Source organism: Flavobacteriales bacterium (assembly GCA_021296215.1).
Taxonomy (GTDB): domain Bacteria; phylum Bacteroidota; class Bacteroidia; order Flavobacteriales; family ECT2AJA-044; genus ECT2AJA-044.
The window spans coordinates 1-16,101 of sequence record JAGWBA010000055.1; the positions used below are offsets into that span (position 1 = coordinate 1).

13 protein-coding genes are annotated in these 16,101 nt (G+C 49.6%); 9 read left to right on the top strand and 4 right to left on the bottom strand.

Annotation, left to right across the window (positions count from 1 at the left end; genetic code table 11):
• The first annotated feature begins 223 nt into the window (after nucleotides 1–223).
• Nucleotides 224–1,525, top strand: coding sequence for an LruC domain-containing protein (locus J4F31_09135; GenBank protein MCE2496720.1), 1,302 nt, complete (start codon nucleotides 224–226; stop codon nucleotides 1,523–1,525).
• On the opposite strand, the gene msrA is transcribed toward J4F31_09135, so the two are convergent.
• From msrA to ettA, 3 genes are all read right to left on the bottom strand, one after another.
• Nucleotides 1,522–2,211, bottom strand: a complete 690-nt coding sequence (gene msrA / locus J4F31_09140; GenBank protein ID MCE2496721.1) for a peptide-methionine (S)-S-oxide reductase MsrA — start codon at nucleotides 2,209–2,211, stop codon at nucleotides 1,522–1,524. The genes J4F31_09135 and msrA overlap by 4 nt on opposite strands.
• An 80-nt stretch (nucleotides 2,212–2,291) precedes the next feature.
• Nucleotides 2,292–2,804 (bottom strand): hypothetical protein, encoded by a 513-nt coding sequence (locus tag J4F31_09145; protein MCE2496722.1) that lies wholly within the window; start codon nucleotides 2,802–2,804, stop codon nucleotides 2,292–2,294.
• A gap of 47 nt (nucleotides 2,805–2,851) precedes the next feature.
• Entirely contained in the window at nucleotides 2,852–4,537 is a 1,686-nt protein-coding gene (gene ettA, locus J4F31_09150) for an energy-dependent translational throttle protein EttA (GenBank protein ID MCE2496723.1), read from the bottom strand.
• 193 nt (nucleotides 4,538–4,730) lie between these two features.
• On the opposite strand from ettA, the gene J4F31_09155 reads away from it, so the two are divergent.
• Both J4F31_09155 and J4F31_09160 read left to right on the top strand, forming a co-directional pair.
• Nucleotides 4,731–5,507 carry a carboxypeptidase-like regulatory domain-containing protein gene (locus tag J4F31_09155; GenBank protein ID MCE2496724.1) on the top strand — a complete coding sequence of 259 codons (777 nt, stop codon included), beginning with the start codon at nucleotides 4,731–4,733 and terminating at the stop codon, nucleotides 5,505–5,507.
• Nucleotides 5,508–5,538: 31 nt separating this feature from the next.
• A complete protein-coding gene (locus tag J4F31_09160) occupies nucleotides 5,539–6,780 on the top strand; it encodes a 4-hydroxy-3-methylbut-2-enyl diphosphate reductase (GenBank protein MCE2496725.1) in 1,242 nt (413 codons plus the stop codon).
• Here the strand turns inward: J4F31_09160 and J4F31_09165 are convergent.
• Nucleotides 6,755–7,201 (bottom strand): type I restriction enzyme HsdR N-terminal domain-containing protein, encoded by a 447-nt coding sequence (locus J4F31_09165; protein ID MCE2496726.1) that lies wholly within the window; start codon nucleotides 7,199–7,201, stop codon nucleotides 6,755–6,757. The genes J4F31_09160 and J4F31_09165 overlap by 26 nt on opposite strands.
• Before the next feature lie 18 nt (nucleotides 7,202–7,219).
• On the opposite strand from J4F31_09165, the gene J4F31_09170 reads away from it, so the two are divergent.
• From J4F31_09170 to J4F31_09195, 6 genes are all read left to right on the top strand, one after another.
• Nucleotides 7,220–7,990 carry an AMP nucleosidase gene (locus J4F31_09170; protein MCE2496727.1) on the top strand — a complete coding sequence of 257 codons (771 nt, stop codon included), beginning with the start codon at nucleotides 7,220–7,222 and terminating at the stop codon, nucleotides 7,988–7,990.
• The gene (gene holA, locus J4F31_09175) at nucleotides 7,990–8,994 is read left to right on the top strand and encodes a DNA polymerase III subunit delta (protein ID MCE2496728.1); all 1,005 of its coding nucleotides are present in this window, start codon (nucleotides 7,990–7,992) and stop codon (nucleotides 8,992–8,994) included. Before J4F31_09170 ends, holA begins: the two co-directional genes overlap by 1 nt.
• 72 nt (nucleotides 8,995–9,066) lie before the next feature.
• Complete coding sequence (locus tag J4F31_09180; protein ID MCE2496729.1) at nucleotides 9,067–11,376, top strand: TonB-dependent receptor; 2,310 nt, start codon at nucleotides 9,067–9,069, stop codon at nucleotides 11,374–11,376.
• A gap of 48 nt (nucleotides 11,377–11,424) precedes the next feature.
• Nucleotides 11,425–13,047, top strand: coding sequence for a CTP synthase (locus J4F31_09185; protein MCE2496730.1), 1,623 nt, complete (start codon nucleotides 11,425–11,427; stop codon nucleotides 13,045–13,047).
• Entirely contained in the window at nucleotides 13,037–14,878 is a 1,842-nt protein-coding gene (yidC, locus tag J4F31_09190) for a membrane protein insertase YidC (GenBank protein ID MCE2496731.1), read from the top strand. Before J4F31_09185 ends, yidC begins: the two co-directional genes overlap by 11 nt.
• 74 nt (nucleotides 14,879–14,952) lie before the next feature.
• Nucleotides 14,953–15,801 carry an Omp28-related outer membrane protein gene (locus J4F31_09195; GenBank protein MCE2496732.1) on the top strand — a complete coding sequence of 283 codons (849 nt, stop codon included), beginning with the start codon at nucleotides 14,953–14,955 and terminating at the stop codon, nucleotides 15,799–15,801.
• The last annotated feature ends 300 nt before the right edge of the window (nucleotides 15,802–16,101 follow it).

The following is a 16,101-nucleotide window of genomic DNA, read 5'->3' on the forward strand; positions in this document are numbered from 1 at the left end:
AATCATAAACAAACTAAACAGCAAGCAATCAGATACTTAAATACAAAAAAAACAGCCCCGGTATTGAGACGGCTTCTTTCTCTATATTGACCTATTGATTCTAGTTACCATGAGATCACTTTGGGCATTGGCTTTCCTTTTTGCTACTTTAACGCTACCGGCACAAGTCACCCGGGACTTTGAGTCAGGTTCTGTTGGGCAAGTACGCGGAAATTGCTGGCAAATGAATGGGTTTCTGGTCAATGGCGGGGCCAATGGGATTTCTGGACAGTTCAGTGCTCGAAGCGACAATTTGCAGAATTCGAATCACACCCCGACCGTGGTTTCGCCCTGGGTTGCTGTGGTGCCAAATACGCAAGCGTCGTTCAAATTCAGTAAGACCAGTAATACCACCAACAGCGTGCGCATTCAAGTGATCGCCATTGCCGAGAATCAACAAGAGCAGATCGTTTGGGGACCGCAACCCGTGAATCCAGGTACGCATAATTCAACCTTCAACATCACCTTGAACGGAAACTACCAATTCAAATACGAGTTTCTAAGTGGAGGAGGAGGTAATTCGAGAGGACTGCTCGACGATATTTTTATTCCGGGCACCTTCGCGGCCGATATTACCGGAAATCCTGGAGATGGCAATTGCCCACTTTCAGAAAAATGCACGGATACCGATGGAGATGGCGTGTGTGACGATGACGATGATTACCCGACCGATCCCGAATTGGCCTACAACAACTGTTACCCGGGTCCTGAGGATGTCGGGAGTATAGCCGTGGAAGATCTTTGGCCTTCGTACGGTGATTTTGACTTCAATGACCTAGTGGTCTTATATCGGCTCAATACCATCACCAATGCGAATCACGATGCGGCTAAACTCCTATGGGGTTTTTATGTGCAGGCCGTGGGCGGATCAAAGAAGTACGCATTTGCGATGCAGCTCGATGAAATTACGCCCGAACAAATAGCATCGGTGCAGAATCAAATTCTTTCGGGGCAAACGCAAACGAGTTTAAACGGCACGGAAGAAGGACAGTCCAAAGCAGTCATCGTTGTTTTCGAAGAAGTGAATAACGTAATCAACCGGCCCCCGGGATCTTTTTACAATACCATTCCCGGGAATCCGACCGGAGTCTCGGATACGGTAATGATAACAGTCGATTTTGTTACACCCGTAGCGCCGGACTACCTCATCGGGTCACCGCCGTACAACCCATTCGTTTTCGCGGACCTCGATAGGGGCAAGGAGATCCACTTGGTGGGGCGAGTCCCGACTGATCTGGCCGACCCCTCGTACTTTGGCACGGGGAACGACGATACGGATCTGGCCGCAGGCCGATATTATCGTTCAAAGGATAATTACTGCTGGATGGTCGATATTCCCGAATACTTTCAATATCCGGTCGAACAGGCCGGCATCGTTACAGCGCATCTGAAATTCCCGACGTGGTGCCAGAGCAATGGGCAGGAATATTCAGACTGGTACAAAGCCAAAGCGGGCTACCGCGATGAAGCCAACATCTACGATTAACGATACTCTTCTTTCAGTTTATCGGCGAATACTTTTTTGAGCTTTTCGATCTTGGGATCGATCACGTACGTACAATAGGGTTGTGACCCGTTGAGGTTGTAATACTCTTGGTGGTAATCTTCCGCCACGGAAAAGGCCTCGAATTCCGAGATCTCGGTCACGATCGGATTCGGATAAACCTGTTCGTCGTTCAACTTTTTCTTGTAGAATTCGGCTTTGGCGCGTTGCTCCTCGTTGTGGTAGAAAATGACGCTGCGGTACTGCGTGCCTACATCGGCGCCTTGACGATTCAGGGTAGTGGGATCATGCGTTTGCCAAAACACCTCAAGGAGTTCGTCGAAGGTGATGACCGTTGGGTCGTAAGTGAGCTGAATGACCTCGGCATGGCCCGTACGACCCAATGTTACTTCGCGATAGGTTGGATTTTTAACCTTGCCACCGCTATACCCGCTGCGTACGCTTTCTACCCCTTCCAGGCGTTGAAAAACGGCTTCTACACACCAAAAACACCCGGCTCCAAAAGTGGCCGTCTCCAAGGTTCCGCTGTGCTTTTCCACTGATTCACTTTCCATTGGTTCGATATTGCTAAACACGGGCTCCGTCGGTGAGTTGGTGCGGCCACAAGCCGATAAACTCACGACCAGTGCGCCGAGTATTCCCATCCATTTTTTCATAGTCATGTGCATTTTACACCAAAACTAGTGCCTTGCGGCACGATGCTTGGTCGCCTTGCAGACAAAGAACACTTACGGGATGTTAATGTTTGTTAACGGGTTCTCAACAAAAAGGGCCAATCGAAGCTGTAGGTGACCTCGGGGTAGAAGGGAAGGTAGTTACCGTCGCTATCGAGCATGGCGCCGATTCCTATGGATAAGCGCCGACTTTTCTTCTCTTGTTTCCACTCCCGGGTGAGTCCGGCCATGACCATCGGGCCCACGGGAAGTTCTTCAATATCCAAATCGATCCAATCCGTCTCGATGAAATGCCTGTAGCCCACCCATGCTTGAGAGTAATAGCGGGTGAATCCGCGTTTTCGCTTGCTGCCCTTTCGGAAATTTTGATTCCGTTTGAAGGTGTAGCTCATCCGCCCGTAGGGCGCATATCCCATTCCGTAGAATCCGGCTCCACCCGAGACCGACCAGCGTTCTTTGTGGTGGTAACGCAAGTTTACTCCGGGTACCGATCCCATGACACCGATCTCTACTCCGCCCGAGAAATAACTCCACCCGTGCACATTGGCCGTAGTATTGGTACCACCACCCTGTGCCAGGAGTTTCATCGGCATAAAAAGTCCGGCTAACGCTAATGCTATAGCTACATGCTTAATTACTTGACCAATTTTTTGTACTTGATCCGCTTAGGACCTTCATCACCCAAACGTTTTTTCTTATTCTCTTCGTACTCGCTGTAACCTCCTTCGAAGAAATACACCTGCGAATCACCCTCGAAAGCGAGGATGTGCGTACAAATACGATCGAGAAACCAACGGTCGTGCGAGATGACCACGGCACAACCCGCAAAGTTCTCGAGACCTTCTTCCAAGGCGCGAAGCGTGTTCACGTCGAGGTCGTTGGTCGGCTCATCGAGCAGCAATACGTTTCCTTCTTCTTTTAGCGTCATGGCCAGGTGAAGGCGATTGCGCTCACCACCCGACAGCACGCCTACCTTTTTGCTTTGATCGGCACCGCTGAAATTGAAACGACTCACGTAAGCCCGTGAATTGATGCTGCGTCCGCCCACCTCAATGATTTCGTTTCCACCACTGATGTTCTCCCAAATACTCTTCTCGGGGTCTACCACGGCGTGCTGCTGGTCTACGTAGGCCACCTTCACGGTCTCGCCCATGTCGAACGATCCACTGTCCGGCGTTTCTTGACCCATGATCATACGGAAGATGGTCGATTTTCCGGCTCCGTTTGGACCTATGATCCCAACGATACCGGCCGGTGGCAACACGAAGTTTAGATCCTCATAGAGTAATTTATCGCCAAAGGCCTTGCGCACGTTTTTGGCTTCGATGACTTTGTTCCCGAGGCGTGGCCCGGGTGGAATAAAGATCTCTAGTTTCTCTTCTTTGCCTTTAGTTCCCTCTTCGAGGAGTTTGTCGTAGTTGCTCAAACGCGCCTTGTTTTTGGCTTGTCGGCCTTTAGGGCTCATGCGTACCCACTCGAGCTCTCGCTCTAGGGTTTTGCGTTGCTTGCTCTCTTGTTTTTCTTCTTGCTCCAAGCGCTTGGCCTTTTGATCGAGCCAGTTGCTGTAGTTCCCTTTCCATGGAATACCTTCACCTCGGTCGAGTTCGAGGATCCAACCCGCAACATTGTCCAGGAAGTAACGGTCGTGCGTTACGGCTATAACGGTTCCTTCATAGCGCTGTAAGTGCTGCTCGAGCCAGTCGACCGACTCGGCATCCAAGTGGTTGGTAGGTTCATCGAGAAGTAAGATGTCGGGTTGCTGTAATAGCAGACGGCATAGGGCAACGCGGCGGCGTTCACCACCCGATAGGTTCTTGATCGGCGTATCGCCTTCCGGTGTGCGTAGAGCGTCCATGGCTCTATTTAGCTTGGTTTCCAGCTCCCAGCCTTCGGCGACTTCGATCTTGTCTTGCAATTCAGCCTGGCGATCGATGAGCTTTTGCATTTTGTCCGGATCTTCCATCACGTCCGAATCCATAAAGGCCTCGTTCACTTTCTCGTATTCGTTCAACACGTCTACGATCTCTTGCATTCCTTCCTTCACGACCTCCATGACGGTCTTGTTGTCGTCGAGCTCGGGTTCCTGCGGAAGGTAGCCAACGCTATATCCGACCGAAAAATGCACCTCACCTTGATAGGCCTCATCGACACCGGCGATGACCTTTAAAAGAGATGATTTACCAGAGCCGTTGAGACCGAGGATTCCGATCTTGGCACCGTAGAAGAAACTGAGGTATATGTCCTTGAGGACCTGCTTGTTATTCTGGTAGCTCTTGCTCACATTGACCATCGAAAAGATGATCTTTTTATCGTCGCTCATACTGTTAGGATTTGGGTCGGCAATATCGCAAATATTCACTTGCCAATTAAGCCAGATTCGCGAGAAACGCGACAACGCAAACAACCTTTTCCGCGTTTGTACATCTTTCTCAATAAGTCTCCAAGTTCCTGAGAGAAAAAGCCGCCCTTACAAATGCTTTTTGAGGAACTCAACCGTTTGTACCTTTGTGTCCGTGAAAAGAATTCTCTTCGCTTTGATCTTGTTTTCTCTTGTTCCCTCGGCCTACGGCCAGATTGGGACGATCGAGCTATCGGGTCAGGTTTTGAGTCGGGAGACCTTTAAGCCTCTTCCTTTGATCAACGTGATCAATCTGCGCGATAGAACCGGTACGGTAACCAATAAGGAAGGGAAATTCAAACTTCGCGTTCGGACCAGCGATACGGTTATTCTCTCTAGTGTGGATCATATTCGGGATACACTCACCTTTGACCACCTAAGCTCCAAGCAGCATTTCGTTCAAATTCTGCTGACGCCAAAAGTGTATGTCCTGCGCGAGGTCGAGGTAGGGGAGTTGGGAAATTACGATAAGCTCAAGAACCAGATCCTGGAATGGGAGCGCAACAAAAAAAGAACTGCTCGCGCATTTATCGAAGAACCTGAGCCGATACGAACCGAAGCACCTGAGAAAATTCCCGCGACATGGTCGAGCCCATTCGATATGTTGTACGAAACATTCGGAAAACGGCCTCAGCAGCTTAGGAAACTGGCTGAACTAGAACGACGCGATGCCTACGAGGCGGCTGTGCAATACCGTTTTACTCCCTATGTGGTGAATTCATTGACCGGATTGGAAGGCGATGAACTGGTGAAGTTCATGCAGCGATGCCGGTTTAGTTACGAGTTTATCTTTACTTCTTCGGATTACGAGTTTTATATGGCCATACTCGATTACTACAATGCCTACGAAAGCGACAAGGCTCGGCGCGAACAAGATTACGTCGATTATTGAACCATAGACCCCAACAAAGGTTTTTAAGCCCATGAAGAGTTTCGACATACCTACTTTCTACCGATCACCCATTATTGGACCGATCAAAGAAGCGCGCAAGATCACCGACCCTCGAAAGAAGGACTTTACACCTACCGTTCTCGATTTCGGCACGGTCAAATTTGTGATCGCGCGTCATTTTGGGTTTTGTTACGGTGTGGAAAACGCCATTGAGATTTCATACAGAGCGATCGAGGAAAACCCCGGCAAGCGTATCTTTTTGCTAAGCCAAATGATCCACAATCAGGAGGTCAATGCCGATCTCGAATCGCACGGTCTGCGGTTTATACAAGATACTCTGGGTAACCAGCTCATTCCCTGGGATGAGATTACCTCAAAGGATATTGTGATCGTGCCGGCTTTTGGAACCACCCTAGAGATTGAGGCCGTATTGAAAGAGAAGGGCATTGAAACTACCACTTACGATACTACTTGCCCGTTCGTGACCCGAGTATGGAAGCGAGCCGATAAGCTCAGTGAGCAGGATTATTCGCTCATTATTCACGGGAAGCACCGGCACGAAGAAACCCGCGCAACCTTTAGTCACAGCAGCGAAAAGGCTCCGACTTTGGTGATCAAAGACATGGAGGAGGCCAAGGTATTGGGAGCAATCATGAAAGGGGAGAAGCCTCTGGAGGAATTCTACACCTACTTCGAAGATCGATACAGCGAGGACTTTGACCCGGAAAAGCATTTAGCTCGATTCGGCGTAATCAACCAAACGACCATGTTGGCTACCGAAACGCAGGTCATTACCGACTATTTGAAAGGCGTGGCTCAGTGCAAATTCGGTGAAGAGAACATTCGCGATCACGTAGCCGATACGCGTGATACGCTCTGTTATGCCACTAATGACAATCAAGAGAGCGCTTATGGTTTGCTGAAGCACTCGGCGGACATTGCCGTAGTCGTGGGCGGTTACAACAGTTCGAATACGAGTCACTTGGTGGAGCTCTGCGAAGAAAAGCTCAGCACCTTCTTCATTAATTCCGAAAAGGAGATCGAAGGAGCACAAAGTGTTCATCACTTCGATCTTCAGAAGAAAGAGCGGGTGCATAGTAGTTCATTCTTGCCCAAAACGAATGGTGTGCCTGACATCATTTTAACGAGTGGGGCGAGTTGTCCGGACGCGATCGTGGACCGCGTAATGATGCGTATTTTAGAATTTTATCCCGGTCATCGGGATCCGGCCGAGGTGGTCGAGGAGATCACTCGAGCTTCGGAAGACTCTTAAGAAAATTGTACTTCTTGTTTTCGTGATCGAGGGTGCAATAGTAGTGCTCGAGTCCGTTCGTCACCGCTAAATACGGCACGTTCAATGTTAGGTTGTAGCGAGCGATTTGGTCGAAGGTGTCTTGAGTGATTTTCACCGATGGTCGTTTACATTCTACGATGAGTATGGGAGCTCCATACTGATCAAAATAGACGGCGTCGCAGCGCCGAGCCATTCGATTGACTTCGATCGAAAATTCGATAGCCACCCTTCCGGCCGCGAGGCCGCAATCCTTAATTAGGTAGTGAACAAAGTGTTGGCGAACCCACTCTTCCGGGGTCAATATGATATATTTGTTCCGGACGGGATCGAGGATCTCGGTTGAGCCGTTGGGCCGTTTTCGCAGCTTGAACGGGTAAGGCGGAAGATTGAGCTCTTGCATGAGCGTAAAGGTAGAATTATGAAGAATAAAGAAGATATAATTAAGAACTGGCTTCCTCGGTATACGGGGTTGGAGCTCGAGCAATTTGGTCCGTATATTTTGCTGACGAATTTCGACAACTACGTGAGCTTGTTTGCGGAAATGACCGGTGCAACGGTGACCGGGCTCGATAAGGCCATGCCGAGCACTACAGCGGACGGAATCACTATGATCAACTTTGGAATGGGAAGTCCGAATGCGGCAACCATGATGGATCTATTGGGAGCCATTGATCCGAAAGGAGTGCTGTTCCTCGGGAAGTGTGGAGGACTTAAAAAGAAGAATGAGCTGGGTGACTTGATCCTTCCCATCGCGGCGATTCGGGGGGAGGGAACCTCGAATGATTTTTTTCCGCCCGAAGTTCCGGCTCTTCCGGCCTTTAGCCTTCAGAAAGCTGTTTCGACGACGATCAGGAACCACAACCTCGATTATTGGACGGGCACGGTGTATACGACGAACCGACGCGTTTGGGAGCACGACACCAAGTTCAAAAAGTACTTGCGCAAGACCAGGGCCATGGCCATTGATATGGAAACGGCTACCTTGTTCAGCGTAGGGTTTTGCAATGAAATTCCGACAGGTGCTCTGTTACTCGTGAGCGATCAGCCCATGATCCCTCAAGGGGTGAAGACCGAAGAAAGCGACAAAAAAGTAACCGGATCATTCGTTCGCGAGCATGTTCAGATCGGAATCGATGCGCTGAACGAGATCAAGAACGAAGGATTGACCGTTAAACACCTGCGCTACTGATGGATCAATTCAATCAGATCGTTCATGACCTTAAAGCGGGTAAGTATGCACCTATTTACTTTCTGATGGGCGATGAACCGTTCTTTATCGACGAAGTGGTTCGCTACATTGAAGATCACGCGTTGGAGGAGAGTGAGCGCAGTTTCAATCAAAGTGTTTTATACGGTAAAGAGACCGACATAGATACAGTGGTAACAGAGGCCAAGCGATTTCCCATGATGGCCGAGCGCCAGGTGGTGATTCTCAAGGAGGCCCAGCACTTGCGGAAGTGGGACGCATTAGAACATTATGTAGAGCAACCCCAGTCGACAACGGTGTTGGTCATTGCCCATAAGTACAAGAGCTTTGACAAGCGAAAAGCCTTGTTCAAGAAATTGACAAAGAGCGCGGCCGTGGTGATGGAGTCGAAGCAGATGTACGACGACAAAGTACCTGGCTGGGTGGAGCAGCGCGTTCATCAGATGGGATTCTCGATTTCGTTCAAAGCTGCGGCGTTGCTGGTCGAGTTTTTGGGGAACGACCTTGGGAAGATATCCAAGGAGCTCGAAAAGTTGGCCATATTGCTCAAGCCCGGTCAGGAGATCACTCCGACCGTTATCGAAGAAAACATCGGCATAAGCAAGGACTACAACAACTACGAACTTCAGAACGCCCTTGGGGCGGGTGACGTGGTAAAATCGAATCGCATTATCGATTATTTTGCGGCGGATCCGGGGCATCATCCCGTGGTGTTGACCTTGGGGGTGTTGTATAATTTCTTTTCGAAGTTGTTGATCTACCACAGTTTGAAGGATAGGAGCAAGGGAGCCGTTGCGAGCGCATTGAAGGTAAACCCTTATTTCGTGAGTCAGTACCAACAGGCGGCCCAGCGTTATCCGTTGAGGAAATCGGCCCGGATCATCGGGTATTTGCGCGAGACCGATGTTCGATCAAAAGGGGTTGGTAATGTGAGCACGGACCCGCATGATCTCTTGCGTGAACTCGTGTTCAAGATCTTACACTGACCGCGGTGATGAGAATCTACCCGTAGGGTAAAATCATAATGCTTATCTTAGTGCTCTTGCTGAAATTGGACTATGGTTAATAGATTGCTACGAAACGGTATCCTGACCGTTGGGCTCGTTCTTTTGTCACTCTTCGCCCAGGCACAGGATTACGGAACACTCCGTGGATTAGTATACGAAAGGGAAACCGGGGAGCCGGTGATGTTCGCCAACGTGATTCTCGAGGGAACCACTTTTGGGGCTTCGACGAATATCGATGGTTTCTTCACGATCCCGAAGATTCCGGTTGGGACCTACACGGCGTTGGGACTCTTTATTGGATATGACTCAGCTGCGGTTGAGGTGACCATAGAGAAAGACAAGATCACGTCAGAAAAATTCTACTTGGTTGAATCGAGCGTTCAGCTAACTACGGTTGAGGTATCGGCCGAGCGTCAGGAGATGAAGACCGAGGTGCGTACTTCGGTGAATAAAGTCACGGCGAAGGAAATCGAGACCATGCCGGCAGTTGGTGGGGAACCCGATTTAGCTCAGTATCTACAGGTGTTGCCTGGGGTGATTTTTACGGGAGACCAAGGGGGACAGCTGTATATCCGTGGTGGAGCTCCGGTTCAGAACCTGACCTTGCTGGACGGAATGGTGATTTACAATCCATTTCACTCGATCGGATTCTTCTCTGTTTTCGATACCGATATCATTCGTAATGCCGACGTGTACACCGGTAGTATGCCGGCGGAATACGGCGGACGTACTTCATCGACCATGGACGTAAGCATTCGCGATGGAAACAAGAACCGCCTTGCCGGTCGCGTGGGTGCGAGTACGTTTGCGACCAAGCTGATGTTAGAAGGTCCTCTGCGTAACAACGAAAAGGGAAGCACTACTTTCTTAGTGAGTGCCAAGCACAGCTATCTGGAAGAAACCGGCAAGTTACTCTATGACTATGCTTCTGAAGACGGTTTGCCCTTTGGGTTCACCGATATTTACGGAAAAATCAGCTCGAGTAACAGTACGGGGTCCAAGTTCAACCTTTTTGGATTTAACTTCACCGATCGTGTGAACTACGAAGGTGTTCAGGAGATGAACTGGAACAGCTACGGTGCTGGATCGAACTTTGTATTGGTTCCGGCCGCATCGCCTTTCTTGATGCAGGGAGATTTCAGTTTCTCGAACTACGCGATCGAGCTGGACGAAGGCGATGGCTTGCCACGTACGAGTGAAGTGGGTGGATTTAATCTTGGCCTGGACTTCACCTATTTCTTGCCGAACGAAAAGCAGCTCGAGTACGGACTCGATATACAGGGATTCAACACCGACTTCATCTTTTACAACAGCTTGGGCCGTAAGATAGAGCAGCGTCAGAGTACTACGGAGCTCGCGGGATTCTTAAAGTACAAGTGGAATACGGATCGATGGGTTTGGGACCTAGGATTCCGACTCCATTACTACGCTTCGCTCAGCGCAGCGAGCCCCGAGCCGCGTGTTGGCGTTAAGTACAATGCTACTGAGCGCTTGCGGATCAAGGCGAGTGCCGGACTTTTCAGCCAAAACTTGATCGCTGCGAACAGCGACCGGGACGTAGTGAACTTGTTCTATGGCTTCTTGAGCGGATCGGACAACATTCCCGATGAGTTCCGCGGTGAAGAGATCAACAACCCGCTTCAAAAGGGTCGTCACGTAATTCTCGGGTTTGAATTTGACTTGGCTGAAAAGATCGATTTGAATGTTGAAGGATACGTCAAGGACTTCAACCAAATGACCAACATCAACCGCAAAAAGATCTACGATGACAACGCGGCCAACTCTGACAAGCCTGAATACTTGCGGAAAGATTTCATCATTGAAACCGGTTTGGCTCGCGGTATCGATATGACCTTGAAGTATTCGAGCAAGCACGTGTACTTGTGGTTCGTATACAGCTTGGGTAAGGTGACGCGTACCGATGAATTCCAGACTTATCCGCCGAACTTCGATCGCCGCCACAACATTAACATCGTAGGAACTTACCGATGGGGTGAGGACTTGGCATGGGAAGTGAACGGTCGTTGGAACTTCGGGTCGGGATTTCCATTTACTCAGACTGCCGGATTCTACGAATTATTGGATTTCGAGGACGGAATCAACACCGATCCGACGAATACGAACGGTGAATTGGGCATCGTATACGACGATCTCAATGGCGGACGATTGCCCACCTACCACCGTCTGGACTTGGGTGTGAAACGCACTTGGGAATGGGGTAATTACAATAAGCTTGAGGCAGTTATAAGCGTTACCAACGCCTACGATCGTCAGAACATTTTCTATTTCGACCGTATCGAATATGAACGTGTAGATCAAGTGCCGATTCTACCTAGTCTTGGATTTACCTACTCGTTCTAATTGCGTAGCTTTGTACGCGGTTTTCAAGAACACTTCTAAACCGCGGGTATGTCGAGCACCAAGTACATTTTTGTCACCGGTGGGGTGACCAGTTCTTTAGGTAAAGGAATCATTTCAGCCTCGTTGGCCAACCTACTTCAAGCACGAGGTTATTCGGTCACCATTCAGAAATTCGATCCCTACATCAACGTAGATCCGGGAACACTAAATCCGTACGAGCACGGCGAGTGCTATGTAACGGACGACGGTGCCGAAACGGATCTCGACCTGGGACACTACGAGCGCTTTTTAAATCGACCGACATCACAGGCGAATAACGTGACCACGGGTCGCATTTATCAGAGTGTGATCGATAAGGAGCGAAAAGGGGAGTACCTCGGTAAAACCGTGCAGGTGATCCCACACATTACCGATGAGATCAAGCACCGCATGATGTTGCTCGGCAAATCGGGCGATTACGAGATCGTTATCACCGAAATTGGAGGTACCGTGGGTGACATTGAGTCACTTCCTTACATCGAAGCCGTTCGTCAGTTGACCTGGGAATTGGGCGACAATTGCATGGTGATCCACCTTACCTTGATCCCGTACTTGGCAGCTACAGGAGAGCTCAAGACAAAGCCCACTCAGCACTCTGTGAAATTGCTACAAGAGTCGGGAGTTCAGCCACAGATTTTGGTTTGCCGCACCGAGCATAAACTGTCCGAAGAGATCCGGAACAAGCTGGCTCTTTTCTGCAATGTGAAAAAGGAAGCCGTGATCGAGTCGATCGACGCAGATACCATATACGACGTGCCTTTGTTGATGCAGGAAGAGCGATTAGATGAGGTCGTTTTGAAGCGATTGAACCTGCCGAGCTCAACGCGCCCTGATATGCGCGACTGGAAGAATTTCTTGCACAAGCTCAAGAATCCGGATAGCGAAGTCAAGATCGGATTAGTCGGTAAATACGTAGAGCTCAAAGACGCCTACAAATCGATCGCAGAGGCTTTGATCCACTCCGGTTCAGCCAACGAATGCAAGGTGAATGTGCGCTGGATCCATTCGGAGTACCTCGATGGTGAAAATGTGCCAATTCGTCTGAAAGGACTTGATGGCATCATCGTTGCTCCGGGATTTGGCGAGCGCGGACTGGAAGGAAAGCTCGATGCGGTTCGTTACGCCCGTGAAAACAACATTCCGTTCCTGGGGATTTGCCTGGGAATGCAGTGTGCCGTGATCGAATACGCGCGGAATGTAGCCGGACTCAAAGATGCCAACAGTACCGAAATGAATGCCGATACGCCGCATCCGGTCATCGCGCTCATGGAAGAACAAAAGAAAGTGATCAACCAAGGTGGTACCATGCGACTCGGAGCATTTCCTTGCGCCCTGGAAAAAGGCAGTACGGCGGCTCAGGTATACGGACGCACACAAATCTCCGAGCGTCACCGTCACCGCTTCGAGTTCAATAATAAGTACCGCGAGCAAATGGAAGCGGCCGGAATGAAATGCAGTGGTATCAATGACGAATCGGGCCTTGTAGAGATCGTGGAGCTGCCCGACCATCCTTGGTTCGTCGGCGTACAGTTCCACCCGGAGTACAAGAGCACCGTGGAACGGCCCGCCCCGCTCTTCATTCACCTCGTAAAGGCCGCGATCGCGCACAAAGAAACTAAGGATGGAAAATAAAAGATTCGACTGGAACTCGTTCATTGGCATGATCCTGATCGGGGGTATCCTCGTGTGGTTCGCCTACACCAACCAGGGTTCTGAAGAAGAGAACAGCGCGGCCTCTCGGCCGGATACAGCCCGTACCGAGCAGGTTGAACAACCCGTTGAGGTATCTGAACCCGAAACCACTATACCTGAAATATCAGCGAGTTCTGGTGATCCATATTCTGATCAATCGGGCTCTGCGGCTGTTTCTGACGCTGTAGCGGGTGCCAAGAAGCAACTTGGTTTCTTCAACCCCGTGCCTGAAGATGTGAGCACCACCGTACTGGAGAATAAAGTGCTGAAGGTGAGCATCGCGCCGCAAGGCGCAAGAATCATTGGCGCACAATTAAAAGAATACGAACAGTACGGAGGTGGAGCACTTGAGTTGATCGATCCGGGGCGCAGTTCATTCAATTGGGAGTGGGCCGTGAATGGAGTGCCGGTGCCTTCGGAGAAATTGTACTTCGAGAAGGTGCGATCGGGCCGTGATGAGGCCGTATTTCGCTTGTCGCGCAGTGCCTCTGAATACATCGAGGTACGCTACGCGATGGGCGAGGGGCTCGATGTAGGTTATAGTGTGAAGACCGTTGGGATGGATGACTACCTGGGGGATCAAACGACCTTGGTTTGGAGTTTTGATGCGAAGAAGTTAGAGAAGACGAAGGACAATTTGCAGAATCCGACCGCGATCTACTACCACCGCGATGGCGATGTGGACCGAATGGGTGTTCGCGGCGACAAGGAGGAGACCAAGACGGACATTCAGTGGGTGGCCTTTAAGCAACAGTTCTTCAGTTCGATCTTGCAGCCGAACTTCACCCTGCCTCAGGCCGAAATGGCGACGCTGGAGTTGGAGGACAGCACCCATACCAAGCGTATGAGTGCCCGTATGCCATTGGCGCAAAAGGCGGAGCACGGTTTCACCTTCAGCTTTGTGCCGAACCAATACCATACACTTAAGGCCTACGGTAAGGGATTTGACGAAATGATCCCACTTGGATGGGGGATCTTTGGTTGGGTCAACCGCTGGTTGGTGATCCCGGTGTTTAACTTCTTCGATGGACTCGGATGGAACTACGGTATCATCATTTTGGTGATGGCCATTGGCATTAAAGTGGTATTGCTTCCGTTTCAGTATCGGAGCTACTACAGCATGGCGAAGATGCGGGTATTGAAACCCGAGTTGGACGAGATCAACGAAAAGTATTCTAACAACATGAAAAAGCAACAAGCCCAAATGGAGTTGTACCGCAAGGCCGGTGTGAATCCGCTCGGTGGTTGTTTGCCCATGTTGTTTCAGTTGCCGTTTTTGATCGCGATGTTCCGCTTTTTCCCGGCCAGTTTTGAGTTGCGGGGCGAAGGGTTTTTATGGGCCGACGATCTGAGCTCTTACGACAGTATTTTTTCGTTGCCATTTGAGATTCCTTTTTACGGGGATCACGTTAGCCTGTTTACCTTGTTGATGGCTACTTCTCTGTTCTTTTATACGCGCATCAACCAACAGATGACGCCTCAGTCGGGCAGCTCCCAGATGCAGCAACAAATGAAGATCATCCAGTACATCATGCCGTTCATGATGCTGTTTTGGTTCAATAGTTATGCGAGTGGATTGAGTTACTACTACTTCTTGGCGAACGTCATTTCTTTTGGCCAGCAGTTCGCCATCCGCAGCTTCATAGACGAGGGAGCTATTCATGCCAAGCTTCAGGAGAACAAGACCAAGGAGAAGCCGAAGTCGGCCTTTTCGAAGCGTTTGGAGCAAATGATGAAAGAGCAGCAGAAGACTCAGCGAAATAAAAAGTAATTGCGTTTTATTTTGTAACTTCGACGCACATTACATTAAACTGACTCTGCGTCAAAGAAATAATTCTACTCGCTATGAAAAAAGTCTTAGCTATTGTCCTCGTTACCGGTCTGGTCTTCGCCGGGTGTAAAGAGAAAGAAGAGAACAACGGAACCGGAAACTTGGAGCCGGCACAAGAGCAACGTGCTTTGGTGATGGAAACCACCGGTTCTTGGTGTGGTTTCTGTCCAAACGGAGCTGAAATGATGATCCAAGAGGAGCACAATTTCGGAAGCGACATGATGGGTATCGCTCTTCACACTGGAGACGCGTTGGAGACTCCAACCGCTTCAGCATTCAGCAATAACTTCCCAACTTCTGGTGTACCTAACTTCTACGTTGGAAATCAGAATTCAGGACAGAGCATCGCCGGAAACATCGCCAACTTGATCGCCCAGTCACCAATGGCCGGTGTTGTACACAACTGGACGCGTTCAGGGGACAAGATCAACATCAAATCCAAAGTGAAGTTCTACGAAGCCGGAACCGGTATTTATTACGTAGGAACGTACTTTATCCAAGGCGATATCGAGGCTTCCGGATCATTGACCCAGGCTGATTACACCGATCGTTTAGAAATCGTCGACGGAGTATCTAAGTGGAAAGTTGATGCCGCTCCTGTTAATTCTAACGGTAGCCAGAAATACTTGATCAAAGCGGGTGACACGTATCTTCATGCACACACTTTGACTTCGTCTGCGGACGGATTAACTACTTGGGGAGAGGCGATTCCTGTAGCACCTGTGTCGGGAGACGAGTACACAATGAACTTTACCATCACAATTCCTTCAACCGCGGCGACTAGTGGAATGAAGGTATTGACCGTTCTATGGAAAGACGACGGTTCAGGTGGTGTTCAGTACGTAAATGGATACATGAAATAATTCAACCTGAATATTAATCACAGCTTGCAGGAAGGCCCCTTTCGAAAATCCGAAAGGTCTTTATATTTATAGAGGATTAGAATGGGTAACCAACCTTCATCAAAGGTTTTCTGTCTATGTAAAAAATGCAAAAAACCTGTATGAAGAAGATCGGTTACCCCGTTGTAACCCTAGCCCGCCTATTTTTCTCATGCAAGAAAAAAGAAGATGGATTCAATAGCAACGGAAGTCTCGAGCCCGCACAAAAACAACGCGTGGTGATGATAGAAGCGGCCGCGGATTGGTGCTCTGCTTGCCCTG